The sequence below is a fragment of the Pseudoalteromonas sp. SaAl2 genome (assembly GCF_052947895.1).
The window spans coordinates 1,570,491-1,596,677 of sequence record NZ_CM129605.1; the positions used below are offsets into that span (position 1 = coordinate 1,570,491).

General features: G+C 40.5%; 17 protein-coding genes and 1 pseudogene. 14 read left to right on the forward strand and 4 right to left on the reverse strand.

All coding sequences use genetic code 11. The features are described 5' to 3' along the window. Positions 1-310 precede the first annotated feature (310 nt). Both ACU8V8_RS07725 and ACU8V8_RS07730 read left to right on the forward strand, forming a co-directional pair. Positions 311-8,437, forward strand: coding sequence for a SpvB/TcaC N-terminal domain-containing protein (locus tag ACU8V8_RS07725; RefSeq protein ID WP_446889364.1), 8,127 nt, complete (start codon positions 311-313; stop codon positions 8,435-8,437). Positions 8,438-8,442: 5 nt separating this feature from the next. Next, on the forward strand, positions 8,443-8,733 hold the full coding sequence (locus tag ACU8V8_RS07730; protein ID WP_446889365.1) for a hypothetical protein: 291 nt from the start codon (positions 8,443-8,445) through the stop codon (positions 8,731-8,733). A 56-nt stretch (positions 8,734-8,789) separates the two neighbouring features. Here the strand turns inward: ACU8V8_RS07730 and ACU8V8_RS07735 are convergent, their stop codons facing one another. Then, a complete protein-coding gene (locus tag ACU8V8_RS07735) occupies positions 8,790-9,560 on the reverse strand; it encodes a hypothetical protein (RefSeq protein ID WP_446889366.1) in 771 nt (256 codons plus the stop codon). A gap of 38 nt (positions 9,561-9,598) precedes the next feature. On the opposite strand from ACU8V8_RS07735, the gene ACU8V8_RS07740 reads away from it, so the two are divergent. From ACU8V8_RS07740 to ACU8V8_RS07765, 6 genes and pseudogenes are all read left to right on the forward strand, one after another. After that, on the forward strand, positions 9,599-10,852 hold the full coding sequence (locus ACU8V8_RS07740; RefSeq protein ID WP_446889367.1) for an RHS repeat domain-containing protein: 1,254 nt from the start codon (positions 9,599-9,601) through the stop codon (positions 10,850-10,852). Between the two features lie 89 nt (positions 10,853-10,941). Beyond that, positions 10,942-11,916 (forward strand): annotated as a pseudogene (locus ACU8V8_RS07745) (transposase). A gap of 313 nt (positions 11,917-12,229) precedes the next feature. Further along, on the forward strand, positions 12,230-13,279 hold the full coding sequence (locus tag ACU8V8_RS07750) for an RHS repeat domain-containing protein (protein WP_446889605.1): 1,050 nt from the start codon (positions 12,230-12,232) through the stop codon (positions 13,277-13,279). Positions 13,280-13,340: 61 nt separating this feature from the next. Further along, entirely contained in the window at positions 13,341-13,790 is a 450-nt protein-coding gene (locus tag ACU8V8_RS07755) for a hypothetical protein (RefSeq protein WP_446889368.1), read from the forward strand. Between the two features lie 66 nt (positions 13,791-13,856). Further along, positions 13,857-15,338, forward strand: coding sequence for an RHS repeat domain-containing protein (locus tag ACU8V8_RS07760; protein ID WP_446889369.1), 1,482 nt, complete (start codon positions 13,857-13,859; stop codon positions 15,336-15,338). A gap of 1 nt (position 15,339) precedes the next feature. Then, on the forward strand, positions 15,340-15,846 hold the full coding sequence (locus ACU8V8_RS07765) for a hypothetical protein (protein WP_446889370.1): 507 nt from the start codon (positions 15,340-15,342) through the stop codon (positions 15,844-15,846). A 42-nt stretch (positions 15,847-15,888) separates the two neighbouring features. On the opposite strand, the gene ACU8V8_RS07770 is transcribed toward ACU8V8_RS07765, so the two are convergent. Further along, positions 15,889-16,035 carry a hypothetical protein gene (locus ACU8V8_RS07770; protein WP_446889371.1) on the reverse strand — a complete coding sequence of 49 codons (147 nt, stop codon included), beginning with the start codon at positions 16,033-16,035 and terminating at the stop codon, positions 15,889-15,891. 164 nt (positions 16,036-16,199) lie between these two features. Between ACU8V8_RS07770 and ACU8V8_RS07775 the strand changes: the two genes are divergently transcribed. The 4 genes from ACU8V8_RS07775 (at position 16,200) to ACU8V8_RS07790 (ending at position 19,387) form a co-directional block, all read left to right on the forward strand. Beyond that, the gene (locus ACU8V8_RS07775; RefSeq protein WP_446889372.1) at positions 16,200-17,174 is read left to right on the forward strand and encodes a transposase; all 975 of its coding nucleotides are present in this window, start codon (positions 16,200-16,202) and stop codon (positions 17,172-17,174) included. Between the two features lie 240 nt (positions 17,175-17,414). Further along, positions 17,415-18,548, forward strand: coding sequence for an RHS repeat domain-containing protein (locus tag ACU8V8_RS07780; RefSeq protein WP_446889606.1), 1,134 nt, complete (start codon positions 17,415-17,417; stop codon positions 18,546-18,548). Then, entirely contained in the window at positions 18,548-18,985 is a 438-nt protein-coding gene (locus ACU8V8_RS07785; RefSeq protein WP_446889373.1) for a hypothetical protein, read from the forward strand. Before ACU8V8_RS07780 ends, ACU8V8_RS07785 begins: the two co-directional genes overlap by 1 nt. A 255-nt stretch (positions 18,986-19,240) precedes the next feature. Further along, positions 19,241-19,387: a hypothetical protein gene (locus ACU8V8_RS07790; RefSeq protein ID WP_446889374.1), complete on the forward strand. Its 147-nt coding sequence runs from the start codon at positions 19,241-19,243 to the stop codon at positions 19,385-19,387. An 834-nt stretch (positions 19,388-20,221) separates the two neighbouring features. Here ACU8V8_RS07790 and ACU8V8_RS07795 read toward each other — a convergent pair. Continuing rightward, positions 20,222-21,832 carry an NAD(P)/FAD-dependent oxidoreductase gene (locus tag ACU8V8_RS07795; RefSeq protein ID WP_446889375.1) on the reverse strand — a complete coding sequence of 537 codons (1,611 nt, stop codon included), beginning with the start codon at positions 21,830-21,832 and terminating at the stop codon, positions 20,222-20,224. 167 nt (positions 21,833-21,999) lie between these two features. Between ACU8V8_RS07795 and fdxA the strand changes: the two genes are divergently transcribed. Then, positions 22,000-22,323, forward strand: coding sequence for a ferredoxin FdxA (gene fdxA, locus ACU8V8_RS07800; protein WP_290208426.1), 324 nt, complete (start codon positions 22,000-22,002; stop codon positions 22,321-22,323). A gap of 141 nt (positions 22,324-22,464) precedes the next feature. After that, positions 22,465-24,696, forward strand: coding sequence for a DUF5916 domain-containing protein (locus ACU8V8_RS07805; protein WP_446889376.1), 2,232 nt, complete (start codon positions 22,465-22,467; stop codon positions 24,694-24,696). Positions 24,697-24,815: 119 nt separating this feature from the next. Here ACU8V8_RS07805 and ACU8V8_RS07810 read toward each other — a convergent pair whose 3' ends face one another. Continuing rightward, a complete protein-coding gene (locus tag ACU8V8_RS07810; protein ID WP_446889377.1) occupies positions 24,816-26,018 on the reverse strand; it encodes an Nramp family divalent metal transporter in 1,203 nt (400 codons plus the stop codon). Between the last annotated feature and the right edge of the window lie 169 nt (positions 26,019-26,187).

The window sequence follows — 26,187 nt, forward strand, 5'->3', positions numbered from 1 at the left end:
GCTAATACCAATCAACTTAAATATTAAATCATTCTCGCGGGCTAAATAAAGCACTAACAACGTTAGCTATTTTTCAAGTTAAAAAACTAGATGTCAAAATCTCTATCTTGTTATCAATGAACTTATCTGCTGCAATAAGTGCTTTGTAACTTAACGAGATTGTTTAGAGTTGTCGTCACACCTTAGTTTATGCTTAATAACATAAGAAATTATCACTTTGTAATTTTTAAGTAAAAAAATGATAATAAAGATTATTGCACCTTAAAAGGGGTATGACGTATTATTTGCACCCAATATAGGAATACAAATAATGACTCGATTAATAAAAACAATAAAACAGAGCGTGCATTTTTTATTATTACTGATTATTAGTCAAACAGTAACGGCTGATGAAGTAGGTTATCAGTTACTCGAACCCCCTATGGCCTTTAACTACATTTACGAATCTGGAAGGTTTACTATAAGCTGGCGCTGGGGGACTTTTAGTGGTGGGAATGAATCTTTTTCGGTTTCTACAAGCCAAGCGGCAGCACTAAATTACAACTATGCGCCTGTTCCTGTGTGTCCGGAAGGATGTGCAAAAAACAATGCTTTTGAGATAAGCGTTTCAGAAGATAATGCCACTTACAGGCATTTAGCGACAGTGAGAGATACTCGTAATTATGAATATATAGTAACGAACCATAGCAGTTTTCAGTTTCGTATACGTGTAAAGCAAAGCTCTTTCTCTGGGCCTGTGTACTATAGCGAGTACCTTTATAGTCCTGCTCTAAATAAACTTGGCGCAGTGATCGTGCCTAAAGTTGACCCCGTAAGCATATATCCTGCGGGGCAATATTTGGTTGATGGTACTAAAGTTTCATTACAGTCTGAGCAAACGAATGAAATATATTTCAAAGTTAGTAGTGAATTTGACAGCTGCTCTACCACAGAAGGTTGGCAGTTATATAGTTTGCCGTTTACTCTTTCTAGCAGTTCGAAAATTTGTACATATGCGAAAAAACAAGGCTGGTTAGATAGTGACAGTACCTCCCAATCTTTTACATTGTTAGAGCCATTAGCTTATCCTTTAATGACTCCTTCTGGAGGAACAATATCATCCAGCAGTAAGATTACATTAAACAATACCCAATACGAAAAAACAGGGTTTTATTCACATCAGCGAATTTATAATGTTGGTGTTGTGGAATATAAAACTTTGAATTACCAACAAAGTTGTGATGTTGGTTTATGGAGAACTTATATCGTTCCCTTTAAGCTTAACGGCAGTAGCAGGGTATGCTCGAGAGTCATATTAGCAGGGCAATCTTCGAGCTCAGTTAGCTATAAAGATTTTAATTTGAAATTTAAACTTACGAGCCCAGTCATCACTCCGAATGGTGGTCAATACTCTACCAATACACAGTTTTCAATCTCAAATCCGCAAAGCGCTGCTATTAAATATAAAATGGCCTCGGTAGGCTCCACATGTAGCGACAGTAGTTGGTTAAATTACACCTCAGCAGTCACATTGATCAAGAGCCAGCGCGTTTGTTATAAAGCAACCAAATCAGGGTGGCTGGATAGCAACATAAGCTATGCCGATTTCAACTTTAAGTTAGAGAAACCAAGTATATCACCAGCCGTTAGTGAGATAATTGCTGGCACATTAGTCACTTTATCTATTAATAATAGTGATGCAAACTTGCAGTATAAGCTAGTACAACATGGTGCTAGTTGCGTGAGTGGTGCATGGTTAAGTTATTCAACACCAGTGGTACTCGACAGTGATGCAAAACTTTGTGCAAAAGCTACTTCCTTAGGGTGGGTAGATAGTGATATTGAATTCAATGATTATCGCATTCATCAGAGTGAATATGCCGACATATCAAATAATTCACTGGCAGATTCGGCTTTTTCCAGTGTAGATGCCCCCACTGTTGATAACATTGGCGCAATAAAAGGCCAAGCTGGTGTGAGCGGTGGTGCTGCAACCTACCATATTCCAATTCAACTTCCCACTGGGCGTGCAGGTATGCAGCCTGAAGTATCACTTAATTATTCATCTCGCAGTGGAAATGGGATTGCGGGTGTTGGATGGTCATTATCGGCAGGTTCCAGTATAACCCGTTGCGCCGCAACCTATGCTCAAGATGGCTTCACCCAAAACCCGCAATATAACAGTAATGACCGACTTTGTTTAGACGGCCAACGTTTGATTGCCACATCAGGTGTTTACGGAGAGTCAGACACAGAATACCGCACCGAAATTGATAGTTTTGTGCGTGTAACGCAAAGTGGTACGCTCAACGGCACTTCAACGTGGTTTAAAGCTGAGTATAAAAATGGTCGAGTTGCGTATTTTGGGAAAACAGCGGATTCAAGATTGGTGCACGGTGGCAAAAGTGCGACTTATTCGTGGTTGATTGAATATCAACATGATGCAACTGGAAAAAATTATATTCATTATGAGTATGAAGAGTTTGGGGTTGGTGAAAAGCTAATAAAAGAGATTTTATATACAGGTAATTCGGTTAACACATATGGTGGTCGAGCAGTTATATTTGATTATGAGCTAATCAATAATCGGGCTGTTGCTTATATTTACGGAGGCAAGACGGTAAATACACGAATATTATCTGAAATAAGTACAACTATCAGTGATAATGGCACAAAGAAAGAAATTCAGAGATTTGAATTAAGGTACAGTCAGGCTGCAAGCTACTTAAGTACATTGGAGTCAGTTACATCTTGTATTTATGATCGATGCTTATTAAGAACAATTGAACTTGAATGGTCAGGAGGTGAGCAGAACTATAATTTGAAACCTTTAGGAACTGTAGGTAATGAGTTCTTATATCAGGATGTATCTTTACTTAGCCTCTACTTACCAAGAGGAGATAGTAATGGGGATGGAGTAAGGGATTGGAATAGTATTTTAGTCGATGCAGAGGGTAATCAAGTTGGTACACATGAAGCTGAATTTACACAGTGCATCGAAAGTGCATACACAGGACAGCAGCAATGTTTACAAGCAGACTTTAATCAAGATGGATTATCTGATCAGTGGTATGTAGTTAATGATAAGTTAAATATTGAATATATCGGTGCTGAAACGGTATCGACAAATGTATACTTACCGGAAAGCTCTATACTCTATAATGTTAAAAATAAAATATTAAATATAGATGATTATAATGGAGATTCATATCCGGATATCGTGACATTTAATGCTTCCACATCTACTCCTAAAATGACACTGTACCTTCATTCTCAAGATATAAGTGATCCTTTCCCGGAAGGTATTGACATTTACACTCACTCGACGGTTACCAAGCATGGTTCACCAGCATTGCAGAGTGTAGCTGAGTTTAATGGCGATTTAACAGGCGATGGGCTTCCTGATATAATTATTGCAAGTACCGGAATTAACCGAGAATTGCCTTTCACGCAGCCGTTACCAACGTTTTTACTTGAAAATAATGTAATTGGTACACAAATAGTATTTCGCCATCTAGAACTCAGCTTTGTATCGAGTGAATATGACCAATTTAGCCAAGTATTTAGTTATTTTATAGACATTAACAACGATTCTCTCCCTGATTGGCTTGGTTGGCGGAGTTTAGTCGATGGAGAGGTAGTGCTTGTTGCTAGAATTAATTTTGGGGCAGGAATATTTTCAGAAGGATATACGATAGTAAATAACCCTATACAGACTCGAACAGAGGTATTAATTGGTTCAGATGGTGAGCCAATAACCCGTAATACTCCTAGATTTAATGGCGCTATTAAAGTTGCTGATATTAATGGGGATGGTCAAGCTGAGTTGTTGTTACCCGGAGAGCGAGTTTTAACTGGTTGTGTATATAAAAAGGTAATGATTACGAGCACATCCTTCAGAGAAGAACCCTTTTGTGGCGATGAAATTTATGATAAGGGAGTTAGGGTATCAACGAGTGGTCCTGAGGTATCAATTCCCGGTAAAGGGAATGATGATAGCATCTATAAGTTCAATGCATATCGTTTGAATCTATCAATAGATAACAATGTAACCATTGAATCTGTTGAGAGTAACTTAATTGGTAATGCGTATGAATCAGCATTTATCGATGCTTATGGAACTGGGCTGAGTAGCTTTATTTTCCTTCATCGAATAAAAGACAACACTTACTTCGAAGGGGATTCGTCAGGAACTGCGTTTTCGAACTATGAAGATAAATATGGGATATATGTTAATTATAATACAGGGGTAGGGAATACAAATACTAACTATTTGCCAACAAACTTAGTTACATCTATTAAAAATTCATTAGGTGTTGAAAGTTATTGGGAATACTTGCCTTTGAGCTCTGGACAAGGTGGTATTATAGGTAGTTCTGGGCATTATCAATTAGGAAACAATCATGCACCTGGTTATCAGAACTTTGCTTCAAGTATGTATACAGTTACAAACTTCAAACAAAGTAATGGCATAGGGAGCTTAGACGAGAAAAAGTATGCTTATTTAGGAGCGGTTTATAATGCTCAAGGTCGCGGCTTTATGGGCTTTAAATCCATAGTAGAGGAAAATGTTACTAAGGGCATTGTTACCCAATCAGACTTTAATCAGGTGTTTCCGTACCAAGGCAAACTAGAACGCCAAGCAACTTTTGCTAGTGAAGATTTTGATGCTTATGATTTATTGGGCACTGCTACAGCGGAAACGGATGCACTTAGCTACCAAGAAATTATATGGCAAGACAATCCAAGTCACGCAGTATCAGGTGTTTATAGCGTGTACCCTAAAACTTCAACCAGGATTACTCGGCTGCCAGATACAAATATTAACATCGCTAATTCAGCCACTAAAACACAAGTTACCTCGACAATAAAATCTATTACCAGTATTGACCAGTACGGCAATGTTAAGGCGAGTAATACACAAGAAACAGATGAATGGGGGGCATACAAAACCTCTGAATCCAATACGTATGCATATAATGAAGATGATTGGTGGCTTGATAAATTAACCAATAAAACAGTGAGCAAGTATACGATTACAAGGCGAAATGAAAATGACCCAATTACAAATGCAGCAGCACTAGACCCTAAAATTGATACGTCGTTCACATACAGTAACTTCCATGCTAATAGGCAAGCTGGCAATATTGCAGTGACAGGTCAAAGTGCGGGGGCAGCGTCAGGCCGAGGCAGTACAACGGCCATAACCTTTAATGACTATGGTTTACCAACACAGGTAAGCCAAACAGCATCGGTGCGTAATAGCAGTGGTAACTGGGGGAATCAAACGCGCACTAATTCAACCACGTACAGTAAAAATGGCACCAGTGCGGCAAGCGATGGCTATTTTCCTTACAAGCAAACTAATGCAAAAGGGCATATTAGTTATACCAAAGTAAATCCAGCAACAGGGCAAGTCACACAAACACAGCAACAATTGAGTGGGACTAGCTACCTTACAACGACTTACACCTATGATGATTACAATCGTCCTTATAGTAGCAAAACAGATGGGCAGCCCATTGTTTACACCGCGGTACAATTACCTGACGAACAAGCCCCTGCCTATGCGGTATTACAAGTGCTGCAAAGTGTAGCAGGCCAGCCGACACAAAAAGTTTATCAAGATACGCTAGGTCGTGTACTGCGTACCGCAGTGGAGGACTTTAATGGCGACTGGGTGTTCACTGATGTTACCTACAATGAAAAAGGCTATAAAACCTTTGAGTCAGTACCTTATAAAAGCGGTGCTACTGCCTATGGCGTGAGTTATAGCAGCTATGATGTGTTGGGCCGCTTAACTGAAAAAGTGACGAATCAACATTGCGGTGATATGACCACCACCTATGCTTATTCGGGATTAAAAACCGAGATAACTGCATCGGAAGATTGCGAAAGTAAAGTGCTTGATATGTCACGCACCTATAATAGCTTAAAGCAGCTGATGGAGACCGAGGATGCTGATAATGGTGTAACGCGTTATAGCTATAACAACCAAGGGCTTCCTGTTGTTATTCAAGATGCCAATGGCAATAATATTGTAGCTAAGTACAATGCTTTTGGTCGTAAAACACAAGTGAATGACCCCAACCAAGGGGTCACTAACTTCGAGTACAATGGCTTTGGTGAGCTACAAAAAGAAGCACGGGGTGGCAGTAAAACACTCACTTATATCACCGACGTATTAGGCCGTGTAACACGGCGCACCGCGACAGGTGAAAATACACTCACCTATACCTATGATGGTGCAAGCTATGGCTTAGGGCAGTTAAATCAAGCTTCAGGTAATGGCATTACCAAAACATTTGGCTTTGATAACCGCGGCCGACCAACCACACAAACAATTAACGGTGATGGTAAATCCTATACCACAACGACCTTCTATGATGCTAACTATGGCCGAGTAAAAGGGCTTCGTTACCCAAATAACCTCACCATTGAATACGGTTACACAGACTCAGGTTATCAAAATAACGTGAAGAATGCCGCCAGTGGCTATGTGTATAAAACCATTAATGAGCAAGATGTGTTTGGTAATATTACCGCTGCTGACCAAGGTAATGGCACGTCAGAAACCGCATCGTACAGCAACAAAAATGGCCAAATACTGTTAAAAACGGTCGCCAAAGGCAGCAATAACCTGATGAACATTAGTTATCAAGGGTATGATGGTTTTGGTAACTTAACGCACGTGAATGTTACCACGGGTAATGTGGGGATTGACCAACATCAATTTACTGAAACCTATGAGTACGATAGCTTACATCGCCTAGAGCGTAACTTGGTGGATAATCATATAGTCACCAGTTACAGTTATGACGCTGTAGGTAACTTGTTATCTAAATCAGACTATGCAAGCCAGTACGATTACACGACGGGTTCAACAGGTGGCCCGAATGCGGTTAAGCGTGTGTATCGTGGCGGTTGGAAGTCATTTAGCTACGATAGCCGTGGCAACATGACCAGCGGTGATGGTTTAACTAGTGCAAGCTACAACGCGATGGATAAACCTACACAAATCAAAAAAGACGGTAAAACACTTAACTTTACCTATGGCCCAGAGCACATGCGCTTTAAGCAAGTGAACGGCAGTGTAACTACCTATTACAGTGATAAATCTTATGAAGAAGAAATAACGGGCACAAAAACCACATGGCGCGCGTATATAGACGACATTGCAGTAATAAGCCAAACAACGGGAGAAGGTGCTACAATCCGTTATACTCACCGCGACCGCTTAGGCAGTGCACGTGTATTTACCGACCACAACGGGCAAGTAGAGGCACAGCGCAACTTTGACCCATTTGGTAAACCTAGGCTGGCAAGTGGCGACTTAAAGGCGTATGGTAATTCAAAACTGGATGACCTAGATAAAGCCAAAACGCGCAGAGGTTTTACCGACCACGAGCACTTGGATGATGTAGAGTTAATTCATATGAACGGGCGGGTGTATGATTACAATTTGGGTAGGTTCCTTTCTGTAGACCCCTTCATACAAAGTCCGGGCAATTCGCAAAGCATTAATCCGTACAGTTACATCATGAACAATCCACTTGCTGGAACCGATCCTACAGGTTACTGCGCGGCTGAAACTGGTACGCGAATTAAATCTTGTGTTGATGTTGAGGTGACGAACACCGATACAGGAGAAGTTTCCACAAAATCAATGAACAGTAAACACAGTAACTTTGCTGGAAATGTAGCAAGTTATGCTGCTAGCAAGTTGGGTAATGGTGCTCAGATCACCGGTATGTCAGCCACCATGAAAAATGGCAATACCGTGGATCTCATGTCACAAGGCAATATCAGTAAAGAAAATGTTGGCAAGCCTGCTGAATCAAGCGAAAGAAAGTCACACGATGGCACATACTTCTTTGGTGGAGCAGGTATGGACGGCGACTACATTGCAGACATGGTCACATCCTTTGAGGAAGCTGGAATATCTGATGTTCATGCTATAAATCGTGAGGAATGGTCAGGAACCACATACGCAGACGCAATAGTTGGGGTATTGGCTCTAAACGAAGAAGTTGATGTCAGTGAGAAACTGATAACCATGAGAGAGAAGTTTCAAGGCCAAGGAGATGGTCAAGGCCAACTTAACTTAGTTGGGTATTCTTATGGCTCATTAGTCGCCGCCCACGTTGCAATGACAAGGACACTCAAAGGGGGAACAGTAGATAATCTTGTTCTCATAGGCTCGCCAATCACATCTGAGTTCTTGACAACCTTACGTAACAATCCCAGAATTAGGAATGTTATTGTGCGCGATTTAGCTGCTCAAGTTGATCCTATAAGGGCTGGGATGAGCGGCTTTAGTGTTGTTACTTCGGCTCCACAATTATTTTATCAACAGGTCACAGGAACTGGGCATTTCTATTACGCAGGAAGTGGAGCGGCTGGGCAAGCAAGGCGAAGAGAGCTTGCCAAAGACTTGTATAACTCGGGTTTGAGGTAACAATAATGGACTTAAAAAACAAATTATCACTGATTTTATATTGGTTTGCGATTGCCTTTAGTGCTTTGAATTTCTTGGCTATTATTATTATTGGCTGGGAGTTCATTTATACAGGAAAAGGAATAGGTTCATTTGCTCTACTTTGGTTTGTAGGTTACGGTGCGGTATCTACATTAGCTTGGTTAATAGGCTTTTTTGTTTCAAGGAGAGCAAAGTTAGACCTTATCTATTGGCTCACTATCGTGATGCCTCTAGTGATGTTCTTTGTGTTACCTGTGAAGTTTGTTATCGAGTAAAGTCGTTGCGTTAAGTAAGACAAAGCCCACACACGTGGGCTTTGTTGTATCGAAAGCTAGGCAGCCAGCTCGTTATCATTAGATTGCTCAGTCTGTTTGGTGGCTTCCTGCTCTGCCTCTTGCTCTGCAATGTATTCACTGGCCATGGCCTTGTGCTTATTGATACTCATGCAGCGGGCTAGAGTTTTCAGCTGTGTGGCCATATCAGGTGTTTGTCCTTTGTCGGCTTGCCCACTTTGGGCATCCAGCTCTTGGCCATTGACGAACCAGTGACAGTTGTCTTTATGACGGCTTCCGGCCACATAGGCTGCCGCTCTGTCCATGGCGGTGGTATACAACACAAAGGTATCACCATTCACGGTAGCCCCTTGGCTTGAGTAGACGGTACTGGCATAGGCTTGCACCAGTTGCAGCCTGCCTTGTTCATCGCTGTAATCCGATTGGTAAAAGCTCACCGTACGACCGCTATTGAGCTTGACGGTAAAGCGAATATCATCCCCTTGTTGCAGCACTTGGGTAATGGTGCCTTGCTCACCGTTGGTGAAATCGCGCTTATAGTCGTTCTTGGTAAAGCGCACGCGCTCGCTCTTTGAGAACGCAAAATACAGGCTCTGATTGGATACCACGCATTCGGTTAGGATGTTCTCTGTGCCCAGTTTTCCTTGCTCCTGATAGACGGTGCGCACCAAATCATTTAAGGGTTTTACGTCTTTCCAACGCTGCGCCATGATTAGGGTGTCTTTGTCTGGATTGGCCTCGGTGTAAGCCTTCCAGTGCTTCACCAATTGCTCACGGGCGCTTTGACTATCCTGCTCAATATGCAGCAAGCCTTTGCCAGTGAAAAAATGGGGTCAGGTCTTTCTTTTTGCCTGTCAACTTATTTAAGCAGAAACTGAAGAAAATACCAGAGCGCAGTGGCGGTTGGAAGTCATTTAGCTACGATACCCGTGGCAACATGACCAAAGGTGATGGCTTAACCAGCGCAACGTATAACGCAATGGATAAGCCGACGCAAATCAAAAAAGACGGTAAAACCTTAAACTTTACGTATGGCCCAGAGCACATGCGCTTTAAGCAAGTGAACGGCAGTGTCACTACTTTCTTCAGTGATAAATTGTATGAAGAGGAAATAACCGGCAGCAAAACCACATGGCGTGCGTACATCGATGATATTGCGGTAATAAGCCAAACTACCGGTGAAGGTGCTACAATCCGTTATACTCATCGTGACCGCCTAGGCAGTGCACGGGTATTCACCGACCACAACGGCCAAGTAGAAGCCGAGCGAAACTTCGACCCATTTGGTAAACCTAGGCTGGCAAGTGGCGGGTTAAAGGCGTATGGTAATTCAAAACTGGATGACTTAGATAAGGCCAAAACACGCAGAGGTTTTACCGACCACGAGCACTTGGATGATGTAGAGTTAATTCATATGAACGGGCGGGTGTACGATTATAACCTTGGGCGGTTTATGAGTGTGGACCCAGTGATTCAAGCACCGGGGAATAGCCAGTCGATAAATCCATATTCGTATATAATGAATAACCCGTTAGCGGGGACGGATCCGAGTGGGTATGAATCAGAGCCTTTGGAAATTGTGATTACCTGCTCTGCAAATAATCCTTGTGGTGACTCCGGACAAAGTAATCCTCAGGATAGCTCTGCTACTGGTGATTCAAGTAGAGATGGAAATTCAGACAATCCGAATTCCCCTATTTCAAATGAGCGAAGCAAGTCTGCCTCATCAAACGGAAGTCAACAAAAGCAAGGTTCAACTTCAAACAACAGAAGTAACTCATCAATTATGGATATAGGCTCACAGGGCTCAATAGGTAAAACAAGAAGTGAGCGTAGTAATAATGACAGCTTGTTTCCAAATATTCCTAGCGACGGAAACACGCCGTTATCTAATAATGTTAGTGGATTTGAAGATAGAAATATTCCAGAAGAGCTACTCAATGGTACCAATTACTTTGCAGGAGTTGCTGGCTCTGTATCTGACTTCTCTGGCCTAGTAGCACCATACTCGCCATATTGGGTTGCAGCGACGAAAACTAAGGGGTTTCAATTTTATAAAACAAATCATTGGAAAGGTAATGGTAGCCATAACTTTAAGTAAGAAAATAAAAAGGACACCCACCCCAAAGTTTGTATTTTTTATATTTTCAACTAACTTTCAATTAGTGCAAAAAACAAACAGGGTGATACATGGCAATTGCAAGAAAGCGTCAAGTAAGTTTGGTTGATACAAAGTATTATCACTGTATTTCACGTTGTGTTTGACGTGCTTTTTTGTGCGGTGAAGATCGTTTTACAGGTCAGTCTTTTGAGCATCGCAGAGGCTGGGTTGAAGATAAGCTGCTTGAATTAGCCAAGGTATTTTGCATTGATGTATGTGCTTATGCAGTCATGAGTAACCACACCCATTTAGTGCTGTATGTTGATGATAAAAAAGCGGAACGGCTAAATGATAAAGCGATTGTTATTCGCTGGCACAAGCTGTGTAAAGGCACTGTACTTACGCAAAGATACTTACAAGGTGAGAAGCTAAGTAAAGCTGAACTAATCTTTTTTAATCAAACAGTAAAACAATACCGTGAACGACTAGCAAGTATTAGCTGGTTTATGCGGCTATTAAATGAAGATATTGCTCGTAAAGCAAATAAAGAAGATAACTGCACAGGCAGGTTTTGGGAAGGACGCTTTAAGTCACAAGCACTTCTTGATGAAGCAGCATTGGCAGCGTGTATGGCATATGTTGATTTAAATCCTATTAGGGCCAAAATGGCAAACACGCCAGAAGAGTCATCACATACGAGTGTGCAAACACGATTAGAAAGCGCAGCAGAAGGCAAACAACCAAAAAAACTATTGCGTTTTGCCGGTATGCCACGTCAAATCATGCCAAAAGGATTACCGTTTGAACTTAAATCCTACCTTGAACTGGTTGAATTAACAGGACGTTGTATACGAGAAGGCAAACGCGGGTATATTGAAAGTACACATTTACCTTTACTAGAAAGAGTAAATATATCCCCAGAAAACTGGTTAAAACTAACCACACAGTTTACGCGCATATTTCATGGCGCAGTAGGTAGGACGACCTCACAAGAGAGTTACTGTGAAAACTTGAATAGAAAACGGCGTAGCAACGTCAGCAACAGCCAAAAGTTACTGGCATAAAGTTAAAAGTCTTCAAAAAGAATTAAAACTGCAATCATGCAGTCATTTTCATGCGTGTAATTTAGGTTTAACAGTGATAACCGCTCGCTTAATGAACGGTGTACAGGTGGTAATAGAAAATAGATAAGTTTTAGCCTAAGAAGGTAAGCTTAGTAGCGTAGTTTTACTTACTCGATTAAAGTGGCTGTCTAGTTTATTGAGCTTCTAGTTTATTGCCGACCACAATGGTTATGTTACTGCACAGCGCAACTTTGACCCATTTGGTAAACCTAGGCTGGCAAGTGGCGACTTAAAGGCGTATGGTAATTCAAAACTGGATGACCTAGATAAAGCCAAAACGCGCAGAGGTTTTACCGACCACGAGCACTTGGATGATGTAGAGTTAATTCATATGAACGGGCGGGTGTACGATTATAACCTTGGCAGGTTTATGAGTGTTGATCCTGTAATACAAAGCCCAACGAATAGCCAGAGTATTAACCCTTATTCTTACATAATGAACAATCCTCTATCAGGTGCAGATCCCACGGGCTACTGTTCGACAGATGACTCATTGAAAGATTGTGCTGGAGGGCTTGAAGAAGGCAAAACGCAAGCGAACACCAACGCTGATGGAAAAACGGTTGGACATGTAGGTAAAGATAGCCAAGGCAATGTGCATATCAGTAACGGCTCCAACAAAGGGCAAGCCGCTGTTTCAAGCTCAATTGCCAATGTCGGTAAACCAATGGATTTAGGGTCGCAGAAGGACATAGCTCAAAACTCAGGCGGAGGAAATAGCGGGACAAGTCAAGGAAGTGGCTCACTCCAAGATCAAATCAAATCAGATGCTCATAATTCAATAGTTCGTGGTGGTGAAGAGCTTAGTGTTGATATGGGACAAGGATCTTATGCTGATTATGGCGGTGTTGATGCTAAGTGGGGCAGCGTAACGCGAGATGAAAATGGAAATATAACCAATGCGACCATTAGTTGTAATAGAGCTTGTCAAATGGATGCTGCGAATCAGGGAAGAATAACATCTCATGACATAGCTATGGCTGCGATGAGATCTTCTTACTTACATTCTCAGAGGGAAGTCGCTCGAGGCATGTATAAGGCTGTTGAGTATGGCTCTTACGCTTTTCTTGCAGGGGAAATTGCCGCGGCTTCAATTGCCAGATGGTCATTTTTAAAGGCAAATGAAAAGTTGGCGTATTTTGGATTAATAGGGGAAGCTGCATCGCTTGCGACCAGTGTTGATGGTTCAGCAGCGGCAGTAATGCAAGGGGCTAAAACTCTTATCCCGAGGATGAGAGTAGGACCATCAGTTGGTAAGCCGAAGATTAAAGTTAATAAAGATGGGCAGTATATTGTCGACTAGTACACACGTTTATTACAACCGTATAGCTCTGCTGCATATATTATTTTTAGTAGTGCTATACGTGATTGTTGATGGTTTTATAATTGACTATGGTACAGATCAAAATGCTTTCTCTAAGGGTTTTTACTCAAAACTTGTGCTGAGCATTCTGTATTTGATAGGTAGTAAGGATATAAGCACTATCAAGCAAACTGATAATTCAATTGATGCTGCCTTTCATTTTTCAGTATTTTCACTATGCATTTGGATGGGAGTAACAAGCTTTGTGCTGGAAGGTGTCAGTATTAGTCGGATTGTGGGTATCTTTTTAATTTTTGGAGGTCTTGCAGCATTTAACTTAATTGATGAGCTTTTAAAAGTTATTAGATTAAAGGTGCCATCACCATCCACTCTATCGTATGCCACTGAGACTGTATTAAAAATATTTTTGTTTTCAATATTTTGCTTAGCACTTTTTTTCTTAGCAGTGGGCGAATGGGTGTGGGAGCTAAAGCCTTTTTATGAATGGTAAGGATCATAATAATTTTGTCCACCGACTTTTGAGCGGTGGAACAAAAATGGGGTCAGGTCTTTCTTTTTGCCTGTCAACTTATTTAAGCAGAAACTGAAGAAAATACCAGAGCGCAGTGGCGGCTGGAAGTCATTTAGCTACGATACCCGTGGCAACATGACCCAAGGCGATGGTTTAACCAGCGCCACGTACAACGCGATGGATAAGCCTACCCAAATCAAAAAAGACGGAAAAACACTTAACTTTACCTATGGCCCAGAGCATATGCGCTTTAAACAAGTAAATGGTAGTGTAACCACTTTCTACAGTGACAAGCTCTATGAAGAAGAAATAACGGGCACCAAAATCACATGGCGCGCGTATATAGACGACATCGCCGTAATAAGCCAAACCACCGGTGAAGGGGCGACTATTCGCTACACCCACCGCGACCGCCTAGGCAGCGCACGGGTATTTACCGACCACAACGGGCAAGTAGAGGCAGAGCGTAACTTTGACCCATTTGGTAAACCTAGGCTGGCAAGTGGCGACTTAAAGGCGTATGGTAATTCAAAACTGGATGACCTAGATAAAGCCAAAACACGCAGAGGCTTTACCGACCACGAGCATTTGGATGATGTAGAGTTAATTCATATGAACGGGCGGGTGTACGATTATAACCTTGGTCGGTTTATGTCGGTTGATCCTGTTATTCAAAGCCCTACGAATAGCCAAGGCATCAATCCATATAGCTACATAATGAACAACCCTCTGTCGGGTACTGATCCAACTGGCTATGAGATTGAGGAAGTAGAGAAGAAAGTCAAAGTCAGTACGACAGGTAGTCGAATTAAACGAACCGTAACTGTCTCTGCTAAATCCAATGGAAGTGGGGGCGCAACGGTCACGATTTCAGGCGGAAATGGAGCCGCAAGAAGTGCCGTGAAAGGTGCGCTAACCAATAGCTTGACCAGTGCAGGTTTCAATGTCGCTGATATTGGTTCTCAACAGAATATTGCTAAGTCAGCCCCACAATCAGGGGGAGGCCAAGATCAAGTTGAACCATTTAAAGTATCGACCACCATTGATCAAGAAAATGCTAGTGACATAGACAAGAAGGGACTTGAACTAACTGAAAGAATGGTTTCCATGACGAAACGAGCAATTGAAAAGTCTGGAGATGAAGGGCTTATAGATGAAATGAATAATGCTGAATTTATTTATGATCCTACGCATAAAGTCTTTGAAAAGAGTCCTGATGTTGCAGCATTTAGATATGCCAACAAAAAAAGTACTACAGTTTATGTTGGTAGGAAGCTGATAGATGTAAATGATCCAGATCTAAGATTCCCATACCATGGAACAACAATAAGAGGTGGAGATACTGGTCTTCTATTTGTTGGTTTACATGAGTTTGGGCATGTTGTTGGCCGTCAATATGCGAAAAAATGGTCTTCAACTAAGAAAGAAAGGTTCGCTAATTCATTTGCTAAAAAGCATTACCCTCGAAGGTTATCTGGCACCAAGGTGAGGCGAAAAGATATCAAGTTTGCGAGGGGGAGTAATTAAAATGAAAAAGCTAATTAGTGTTTTAGGGGTGATAAGTTTAGTTATGAGTCTTAAGCTACAAGCAAACGAATATCACTATGATAATTACAGTGTAGATGCTGAGCACACGAAGGTGCCGAGAACATTCTATTTCAATCTGAACGATACCTATATCCTTGATCCAACAAATGAATACAAGGAATTCAAGCGTTGTTTGTCTAAATATTTTTCTTTCTGTATTGACTCTGAAGGCTTTAACTTTGCTGTCAAAACTAGTGACTTAAAAGAAGGGTGTGAGTGGAGCTTCAATGGTAATAAGTTTGCCGTAGACCGTTTAGTTTCGCTTGATTTGTTTGGGTTTTCTCAAAGCGTTTATTTAATAAATCTGAAGCCAAACGATTATCAAAAATACCAGTTTTACTATTCAAAAAATAATGGGTTATTAGCTTTTTCAATAACATCGTTAGAGGAAAAACTGACAGAATTATACTTCTTACGAGAAAGTAAAGGTCTAGGTAGCAAAGACTAAGATAATCAAAGCCCACCCCCGTGGGCTTTGTTGTTTCTGGAGTTAGGCAGCCAGCTCGTTATCGTTAGATAGCTCAGCCTGTTTACTGGCCTCTTGTTCAGCTTTTTGTTCAGCAATGTACTCACTAGCCATGGTTTTGTGTTTATTGATATTCATGCAGCGGGCTAAGGTTTTCAGCCGTGTGGCCATATCAGGCGTTTGGCCTTTGTCGGCCTGACCGCTTTGGAAAATAAAAAGTGGAAAATAAAAAGTGGAAAAAAAAAGGGAAAATAAAAGGACACCCACCCTAAAGTTTGTATTTTTTATATTTTCAACTAACTTTCAATTAGTGCAAAAAACAAACAGGGTGATACATGGCAATTGCAAGAAAGCGTCAAGTAAGTTTGGTTGATACAAAGTATTATCACTGTATTTCACGTTGTGTTCGACGTGCTTTTTTGTGCGGTGAAGATCGTTTTACAGGTCAGTCTTTTGAGCATCGCAGAGGCTGGGTTGAAGATAAGCTGCTTGGATTAGCCAAGGTATTTTGCATTGATGTATGTGCTTATGCAGTCATGAGTAACCACACCCATTTAGTGCTGTATGTTGATGATAAAAAAGCGGATCGGCTAAATGATAAAGCGATTGTTATTCGCTGGCACAAGCTGTGTAAAGGCACCGTACTTACGCAAAGATACTTACAAGGTGAGAAGCTAAGTAAAGCTGAACTAATCTTTTTTAATCAAACAGTAAAACAATACCGTGAACGACTAGCAAGTATTAGCTGGTTTATGCGGCTATTAAATGAAGATATTGCTCGTAAAGCGAATAAAGAAGATAACTGCACAGGCAGGTTTTGGGAAGGACGGTTCAAGTCACAAGCGCTTCTTGATGAAGCTGCATTGGCAGCGTGTATGGCATACGTTGATTTAAATCCTATTAGGGCCAAAATGGCAAACACGCCAGAAGAGTCATCACATACGAGTGTGCAAACACGATTAGAAAGCGCAGCAGAAGGCAAACAACCAAAAAAACTATTGCGTTTTGCCGGTATGCCACGTCAAATCATGCCAAAAGGATTACCGTTTGAACTTAAATCCTACCTTGAACTGGTTGAATTAACAGGGCGTTGTATACGAGAAGGCAAACGCGGGTATATTGAAAGCACACATTTACCTTTACTAGAAAGAGTAAATATATCCCCAGAAAACTGGTTAAAACTGACCACGCAATTTACGCGCGTATTTCATGGCGCAGTAGGTAGGACGACCTCACAAGAGAGTTACTGTGAACGCTTGAACAGAAAACGGCGTAGCAACGTCAGTAACAGTGAAAAGCTACTGGCATAAAGTTATAAGTCTTCAATAAAGAACCATAACTGCAATCATGCAGTTATTTTTATGCGTGTAATTTAGGCTTAACAGTGATAAACGCTCGCTTAATACAAGATGTGCAAGTGATAATAGAAAAAGAGATAAGTTTTAGCCCAAAAGAGTAAACTTAGTAGCGCAGTCTTATTTACTCAATTAAGGTGGCTGTCTAGTTTATTTACTGCACAGCGTAACTTTGACCCATTTGGTAAACCTAGGCTGGCAAGTGGCGACTTAAAGGCGTATGGTAATTCAAAACTGGATGATCTAGATAAAGCCAAAACACGCAGAGGTTTTACCGACCATGAGCACTTGGATGATGTAGAGTTCATTCATATGAACGGTCGGGTGTACGATTATAACCTTGGTCGGTTTATGAGTGTTGACCCCATTATTCAAAGCCCAACGAATAGTCAGAGTATAAATCCGTATTCGTACATAATGAATAACCCGCTCAGTGGTACTGACCCTACAGGGTATGCAAGTTGTAGTGTTGAAGATCCTGCAAGCTGCGAAGAAGTTGCTGAAAGTTTAGGTAAAGAGGAAAAAGCAAATATTACGCAGAAGCAATCTGTCACAGGTTCCCGCATAAAACGCGATGTGAAAGTCGGCACCATGACAGGCAATGGTAATGGCACGGTTAATATTCAGATAGGCAATATGTCTGCAACAGCTGATATAGGCGCACCATCAAGTACTTCTAAAGGAACGGGTGGGGTCGCAGGCGGATATATCGATCAGCAGAAAGCCAATAGAGGGCAAACCCTTGGTGACTTTGGTGCCAACTTAGATGATGACAATGCTGCATTAAATCATGATCCGAGTGATTGGGGACAAACAGCAATGACCCACTCCAATTTGTATGTGGGTAAACATGATACTGAAGCCTTATTATCAGGAAAGTTAACTCAAGCCGATTTATACAACAGAGCAGAGATGTATGGCACGGTAGCGAGTTTTGTGCCAATTGGGTTTGGAGCAAGAGTTGTATATAGTGCATATGCCAGCTATGGAATTAGAAACTCATGGGGAGTAGCAAATGGTGCGAATCAAGGAATTAAGCATTATTTTCAATATCTAAAGCAATACCCTGATCGTATTCCAAGCATAGCTAAAAGTTTAGGGATTAACCCTACAGTATTTAGTAATAGTAGGACAGGCTTTAAAGCATTTACTGAGCAAGCTCAGTTAATCATTCGGCAGGGAAATGTTAGATATCTTGAAAATGGTCGGTCTGCACATTTCATGAGATCTACAAATGGTGGCTCTAAAGGGGTTATGGTTATTCAGAAAAGCGGAAAGATTCAATCTGTGATGAGAGCTAAAGAATCTTATTTTAAAAAGGTAAATTAATGATTTTAACTGGCACAATAAAAGAAGTAATAGCTGATGAGTACGAGCGCCTTATTTGTTTTGATATCGGAGATAAAATAATTACTTTTACCTTTATGGACTCCAGAAGTTACTGTGAAGAAATTATCACGTTAAGCGAATTTTCAAAAAATGACATTAGCTTATCAGTTCAATTAATTTCAGCTTCTTTGGTTTTAGGTAAAAAAGTGGATGCTTCTTTCGAGCAACCTATACACCGTAAACCTCACACGATTATTAAAGGTTTAGTAAAAAGCGGCAATTCCGATGAGTTTATTGTTTTAAATGAATGCTACGGTGAAGTTTTTGTTGAACTGATCAATGAGGGAGATATAAAGGTTAACCAAAATGTTTTATTAAAAGGGGAATTGGTTTCTGAAGACCCACTACTTGAAGAAATATTACCTTCAAAATTATAACATTTTACTTTTACCTATGACTGATTTTAAAACTAAATAGGCATAGAGGTGCGCAGCCAATCCCAGTAGAACTGCGCACTTGCTAGCAGCAGGCTGTGCAATTTGTGTCAGTGCCACTACCTAGTGGCGCTGGCTCAAATAGCTAGCTTTGCTGTTTTTAAGTAACACTGCTTACTGAATTTACATGAACACAGTACTGGTTTAAACTGCCCTTAATGAATTGTATTTATGTGGTGGTTGTTCGCAATAAATTAAATGAATCGTGACAGAATTTGTTGTTTGAGTGCCTTTAAGCTCGTTGGTGGAGTTGGTGGAGTTGGTGGAGTTGGTGGAGTTGGTGGAGTTGGTTGGAATAAAATGTTTATAAGCTCAACGATTTCTGTATGGCAAATGAAATTATAAAAACGATTCATCCCCTCAAAAGAATTAGCTACTAGCCCAATTTTAATGGCTTGCTCGCATAGCTTTTTATACAAACCAAGCGTTGGCTGTATGGTCAAACAGTTGCCAGATATTAATCTCATGGGGAGGCTAAAGTCCGTGTGGCCGTTATTTTTATTAGGTATTAAAATACGATAGCGCATCACAGGCATGTGTGAGTACAGCGGACTAAACATCTCATTTACATATGCATAAAAATCATCAGAAATTGACGAAAATGGTGTAACGATAGCTATCTTTAATAAATATTTAATTGCACATAATTGGTTGATGTCAATTTGATTATATCCTACCGCCTTTTTCTCTAGGCAAAAGGCTAGCCAGCATGTTAACGCATGAATATCATGACTATGAGTTAACTTTTGCTTTTCTAATGAGTTGGCCGTGACTATTATTCTTTGAATAAAAGACTGGCGTAGTTGTAGGGTAAGTGCGCTAAAACTTGATTTATAAACAGGTCTGTTGGCTGCGTGTTATCTAAAAGCTGCCAAAGTGGATGACAGAGTATTGCTAAGGAGCTGAAGTCATTATTTAAGCGTTCATCAATTTCTCTAACAACGTCAAACCGGATGGTTTTTAGCCCAAAAGAGTAAACTTAGTAGCACAGTTTTATTTGCTCAATTAAAGTGGCTGCCTATTTATGTTAGGTGAAGCAAGAGCTAAAAATCGCTCACGTATATCAGGTGTACGTAAGTCACTTAAGGGTGAAAAACTAACGCTTAAGAAATAACACGCAGTTACTTTAAAGCACAAAAAAGCCTGATAAGTTCAGGCTTTTTGAATCTATAAGTGCTTTTAGCTGTGTTTTTCTAGCATTGATAACGCCAGCGCCTCTGCCACTTTAATACCATCTATACCCGCAGATAAAATTCCACCCGCATAACCGGCCCCTTCACCAGCTGGGTATAAGCCTTGGGTGTTTATACTTTGCATGGTTTTATCACGCTTAATGCAGATTGGTGATGAAGTACGTGTTTCAACGCCAGTTAATAGACCATCATTCGATGAAAAACCACGAATTTGTTTATTAAAGGCTGGAATAGCTTCGCGGATCGCATCAATGGCAAAACTTGGTAATACTTTAGCTAAATCAGTGAGTTTAATACCTGGTGTATACGATGGTTTAACATCACCTAAGTCACTTGAGTCTTTACCTTTTAAGAAGTCACCAATTAATTGTGCAGGCGCATCGTAATTACTACCGCCAAGCGCATAAGCTTGCTCTTCTAATTTACGTTGCAAATCGATACCTGCCAGTGGGTGGCCTGGAAAGTCTTTTTCCGGTGAAATACCCACGACTATCGCGCTATTTGCATTTCGCTCACTACGAGAATATTGGCTCATACCATTGGTAACAACACGTCCTTCTTCGCTCGTTGCAGCCACGACAGTGCCTCCTGGGCACATACAAAAACTATACACAGTTCGGCCGTTATCGCAGTGATGTACCAGTTTATAATCAGCAGAGCCAAGAATAGGGTTACCTGCGTTAGGCCCGAAACGGCACTCATCAATCATTGATTGCTTATGTTCGATTCTAAAGCCTACCGAGAATGGTTTTGCTTCAACATAGATACCTTTGTCGTGAACCATTTGGAATGTATCACGGGCACTATGACCAACAGCAAGTACGACATGTTGTGTATCGAGTTGCTCACCAGTCGATAACTTTAAACCAGTTACTTGGCCATCTTCGAGTAGGATATCGTCAACGCGAGTGCTAAAACGGATTTCGCCGCCAAGCTCTTCTATTCGCGCGCGCATTTTTTCAATCATGGTGACTAGTTTAAATGTACCAATGTGTGGTTTGCTTACATATAGAATTTCTTCAGGTGCGCCGGCTTTAACAAACTCGGTGATCACTTTACGGCCATAATGTTTAGGGTCTTTTACTTGACTATAAAGTTTACCGTCAGAAAATGTACCTGCACCGCCTTCACCAAATTGTACGTTTGATTCAGTATTTAGAGTGCGTTTACGCCAAAAGCCAAACGTGTCTTTTGTGCGCTCCCTTACTTCTTTACCACGCTCTAAAATAATAGGCTTAAAGCCCATTTGCGCAAGCACAAGACCGGCAAATAGACCACATGGTCCAAAACCAATAACCACTGGACGCTGTGATAAATTAGCTGGGGCTTGAGCGACAAATTTGTAAGATGTGTCAGGGGCGGGCTTTACATGTTGATCTTTACTGAATTTAGCCAACAGTTCAGCTTCATTTTCGACGTCTATATCAAGTGTGTAAATAAGTAAAATAGCGGTTTTCTTTCGTGCATCGTAGCCACGTTTAAAGACATTAAAGCTATTTAAATGCGCTTTTTCTATGCCAAGTTTAGTTAAAATTGCCTGTTGTAGGGCATCTTCTTCATGATCAAGCGGTAGCTTTATTTCTGTTAAACGTATCATATTTTTTCTCTGTTAGGTGTCTTAGCAATAACGCATTAGCTATGCTCACAATAGGCATGTATTTTACGTTAATTTAGCTAATGATGGCAGCGATTATTTATTGTATTTTCGCTGTGGTTGGGTATGATCCCGCCCTGACAGTATATAAACCTTAGGTAAACGGAATAATGGCATTTGTAGTTACAGAAAATTGTATCAAGTGTAAATACACTGATTGTGTAGCTGTGTGTCCAGCCGATGCGTTTTATGAAGGTCCTAACTTTTTAGCCATTAGTCCAATTGATTGTATTGACTGTGGTTTATGTGTGCCTGAATGTCCCGCTGAGGCAATTTATCAAGAAGAAGAACTTCCTCAAGATCAGCAAGAGTTTACTGAATTGAATGCTGAGCTCGCGTTAGTATGGCCGCGAATAACCGAAGTAAAAACAGCCCCCAATGATGCTGACAGCTGGAATGGTGTGGTGGGTAAACTAAAATTAATTGAAACATAATCTAACTTTGCCTCAAATCACTGCGAAATAATTATTATTTTTAACATTTTAGCTATAAAAGTGTTAACAAATGTACCTTACTAAATTACAATCCTCTGGTTAATTTACTCCTGCTGAGTAATCGAACCTAAATGGATGTTTATGCAGTATCAAAATCAAATAATAAAAACCCTTTTTTATATTTTTGTGGTTTATTTCAGTACGCATGTTTTTGCACAAAAACAAAACTTTAACTTGGCTCACCTTGAACAATCAATTGATCTTGACGGACAGCTTTTAGAGTCGCATTGGCAAGATGCCACGCTGATTCCGCTAATCTATCAAAATGAACCCAATGAAAAGGGCGCGCCACCAGTTAAAACAGATGCTTATCTATATGAAGATGGAACGTATTTATATGTTGCCATTATCGCTTATGACGACAAACCTGAAAATATCCGTGCTGCGCTTCGCGATCGTGATACATTGTGGACGGATGACAATGTTGCATTAATGATTGATACCTTTAATGATGAAAGAACAGGTTACGAGTTTTACGTAAATCCACTGGGTGCGCAGGGAGATATGCGTATGACAGATACTGATGGCTGGAGTGAAGACCCATCTTGGGATGCAATTTGGGATAGTGCAGGGCAAATAACTGACCAAGGTTATGTGGTAGAAATGCGCATTCCTTTCACTGCATTACGGTTTCCAAAAAATAAAGCGGATATGACGTGGAGTATCGCTTTGTGGCGTAACTTCCCACGTGATGTGATGTATCAGATGTCAAATGTTGGTTTTGATCGTGATGTAAAATGCAGCTTTTGTCAATTTGATAAAATAACGGGTTTTAATGCGATGGAGCCCAGTAAAAATATCCAGTTAACCCCCACATTGACAGCACTAAGGCATGATGTAAAAGAGACAGTGCCGGGAGATTGGCAAAACGGTGATATAGATACCGAAGCAGGATTAGATATACGTTGGGGTATTAGCCAAGACGCTGTTATAAACGCCACTATAAACCCAGATTTTTCACAAGTTGAAACTGATAGTTTAGAGCTTGATGTAAACACCACTTATTCAATCTATTACGCTGAAAAACGCCCATTCTTTTTAGATGGTGCATCCTATTTTAAAAGTAGCCTATTCGAACTACTTTATACCCGTACGATTGCCGAGCCTGACATAGGGGCTAAAGTAACTGGTAAAACTGACGCTCATAGTTATGCGTTCATGTATGCTGATGATGAAAATACCAGCATTTTACTTCCGACCAATCAAGGCTCAGGATTTGCAAATTTAGCAGAGAAATCAAAAGCTGCAGTTGGTCGTTATCAGTATGATATTGGCGAACAAGGCACAATTGGTATTAGCACAACACATCGTGAAGCTGATAATTATCATAATACGGTTTTATCACTTGATGGCAGTTATTGGTTTAACCAATCAGATAGCGTGTTGTACCAAGTTGCGACCTCTGATACTAACAATTCAGCTTTTTTAATTGATAATTATGGTTTAAATGAAAGTCAATCAGATACAGCTTATAAGCTCGAGTTTTCCCGTGAGAAACGTGATTATAAATTACTGGCTAGTTATGAAGATATTGGTGAAGACTACCGCACTGACTTAGGCTATCAAGCTCAAGTCGATTATAAAAAAGCGTTACTAGGTGGTGGGCAAACTTGGTACTTAGACGCAAACGAGCTGGTTACGGAATACTCATATAATGTTGATTGGGATAAAACTTGGGCGCAAGATGGTAGTTTGCTAGAGGAAGAATACGAAGGCTATGTTTTTCTAAAAGGGCAGATGCAGTCATTTTTAGAGGTTGGCTATGTTCATAGAAATGAAAACTACGACGATAAGTTTTATAACCAAAATATCGGCTATATCTGGGGCGGTTTTAAACCGAGTAAGGATATCACGTTAAATTTATATACTGAGTTTGGTAGTAAAATAGATTACAGCAATGAGCAACTGGGGGACTTATTTACGTTAGAGCCGGAACTAACGTGGGATATAAATGATCACTGGCAAGTTCAACTAGAGCATAGCTACAGTCGGTTAAATAATCCACAGGGGGATAATGTATTTACCGCGAACCCGACCGATTTACGAATTTATTATAAATTCAATATGCGTTCAATGCTTAAACTTATTTTGCAATTTGAAGATATCGATCGCAACGAAAACGCTTATTACTATGTAGTAGATAAAATAAATCGTGATTATGGTAGTCAGTTAGTCTACTCGTATAAAATTAATGCCCAAACTTTATTTTACCTAGGCTATTCAGATAAAGGTTACCAAGACGATTCACTTAAAAATATAGAACGTGATCAGCGTACTTTTTTCACTAAACTTAGCTACGCTTGGCAACTTTAAATAAGGATATAAAAATGAACAAACTATTTCCATCAATTATTGTTTTAACCGTAAGTTTATCAACTCTTAACTAAACAGATATTTGAAGCCGCTATTTAACAATAGCGGCTTTTTTAGCATTAATTGACCAATAAACTAATTAGCTTATAACTACTGAGTGAAAAAATCAGTATTAATACAGGTAACGCAAGAAAATTTACAAATCGTGAGTTAGTGTAATCACCCATCACAGGCTCTTGATTGACCAACCATACAAGGTAGGTAGTAACAATCGGTAGTAACAACCCATTAGCTGCTTGTGCAAAAATAATGACCGCAACTGGGTCTAAACCAAGTGATGCGACTGTGGCACCAAAAACTAAAATGACAACTGCAACCAATTTAAATCGGTTTTCATTCATATCGTTAGACCAACCCAGCATACCACAAACGGCATAAGCACCTGCCAAAGGTGCGGTGATAGCACTGGTTAATCCTGCAGCAAATAAGCCAATAGCAAAAAAGTAATGTGCAGCATTGCCAAGTAGCGGCTCTAGCTGCATAGCCATATTTGCAGCACTTATTTTACCGGCATCTGTGCCATAAAAAGCAACTGAAGCAGTAGATAAAATAGCCAAGGTGATCACACCCCCTAATGAAATAGATAAACCAGTATCTAGGTTAGTTTGTTTGATAGTGGTGGATTTATCACTATTTTTATCATGCTGTGCTGCAAGCACTCCTGAATGTAAAAAGAGGTTATAAGGCACAATAGTGGTGCCTATTAATGCAAGCACTGTCGTCATAGAGCCCTTTGGAATACTGGGTATAAACCCTTCGAGAACCTTCATAATAGGAGGGGCTGCCATGATTAACGTGGATATAAACACCAAACTCATTAAAATTACTAACAGGATTAGTGCAGACTCCACCACTTTATGTTTACCACTATAAAGTAAGATAGCGCTAAAAAGTGCAATTAAAGGTGTCCATATTTGAGCGTTTACTTCAGGGAATATTTCAATTAATCCCATACTCGCGCCGCTCAAATTACCAGCTTCATAAGCGGCACTACCAATCCCAATGGCGCTGATAACTAAAACTGCTGCTAGCTTCTTAAATAAAGGGGTGTGTATATGAGTGCGAAGTGCTTGTGCTAAATCTAAACCTGTAGCAACGCCAAGACGAGCTGCCATGGATTGCAAAAGTATGGTCGCAATTACCGAAAATAATAATGTCCAGATCAGCGCGAAGCCATAGTTTGCACCGGCAATACTTGCACTGGTGATAGTGCCCGGTCCGATAAAAGCTGCAGTGACGAGTAAACCAGGTCCTAATCGCATAAGTTACCTTAATTCAATGTAGATGTTACTAGTTAGCTACAGCTTACAAGTAAAGCTAAGTTGTTAAAAGTGCAATAAATAAGTTTATAACCATACAGGCTAAAATTCAAAGTCGTGCTTAGGTATTCATCTATATTATTTTTTAAATAACACCAAAGAATGCATATTT

Excerpts from the sequence above, each read along its gene's own strand:
- ACU8V8_RS07805 (WP_446889376.1), top strand. The coding sequence starts at position 22,465 with ATGCAGTATCAAAATCAAATAATAAAAACCCTTTTTTATATTTTTGTG.
- ACU8V8_RS07785 (WP_446889373.1), top strand. The coding sequence starts at position 18,548 with ATGATTTTAACTGGCACAATAAAAGAAGTAATAGCTGATGAGTACGAG.
- fdxA (WP_290208426.1), top strand. The coding sequence starts at position 22,000 with ATGGCATTTGTAGTTACAGAAAATTGTATCAAGTGTAAATACACTGAT.
- ACU8V8_RS07765 (WP_446889370.1), top strand. The coding sequence starts at position 15,340 with ATGAAAAAGCTAATTAGTGTTTTAGGGGTGATAAGTTTAGTTATGAGT.
- ACU8V8_RS07810 (WP_446889377.1), bottom strand. The coding sequence starts at position 26,018 with ATGCGATTAGGACCTGGTTTACTCGTCACTGCAGCTTTTATCGGACCG.
- ACU8V8_RS07795 (WP_446889375.1), bottom strand. The coding sequence starts at position 21,832 with ATGATACGTTTAACAGAAATAAAGCTACCGCTTGATCATGAAGAAGAT.
- ACU8V8_RS07790 (WP_446889374.1), top strand. The coding sequence starts at position 19,241 with ATGAATCGTGACAGAATTTGTTGTTTGAGTGCCTTTAAGCTCGTTGGT.
- ACU8V8_RS07730 (WP_446889365.1), top strand. The coding sequence starts at position 8,443 with ATGGACTTAAAAAACAAATTATCACTGATTTTATATTGGTTTGCGATT.
- ACU8V8_RS07725 (WP_446889364.1), top strand. The coding sequence starts at position 311 with ATGACTCGATTAATAAAAACAATAAAACAGAGCGTGCATTTTTTATTA.
- ACU8V8_RS07770 (WP_446889371.1), bottom strand. The coding sequence starts at position 16,035 with ATGGCCACACGGCTGAAAACCTTAGCCCGCTGCATGAATATCAATAAA.
- ACU8V8_RS07775 (WP_446889372.1), top strand. The coding sequence starts at position 16,200 with ATGGCAATTGCAAGAAAGCGTCAAGTAAGTTTGGTTGATACAAAGTAT.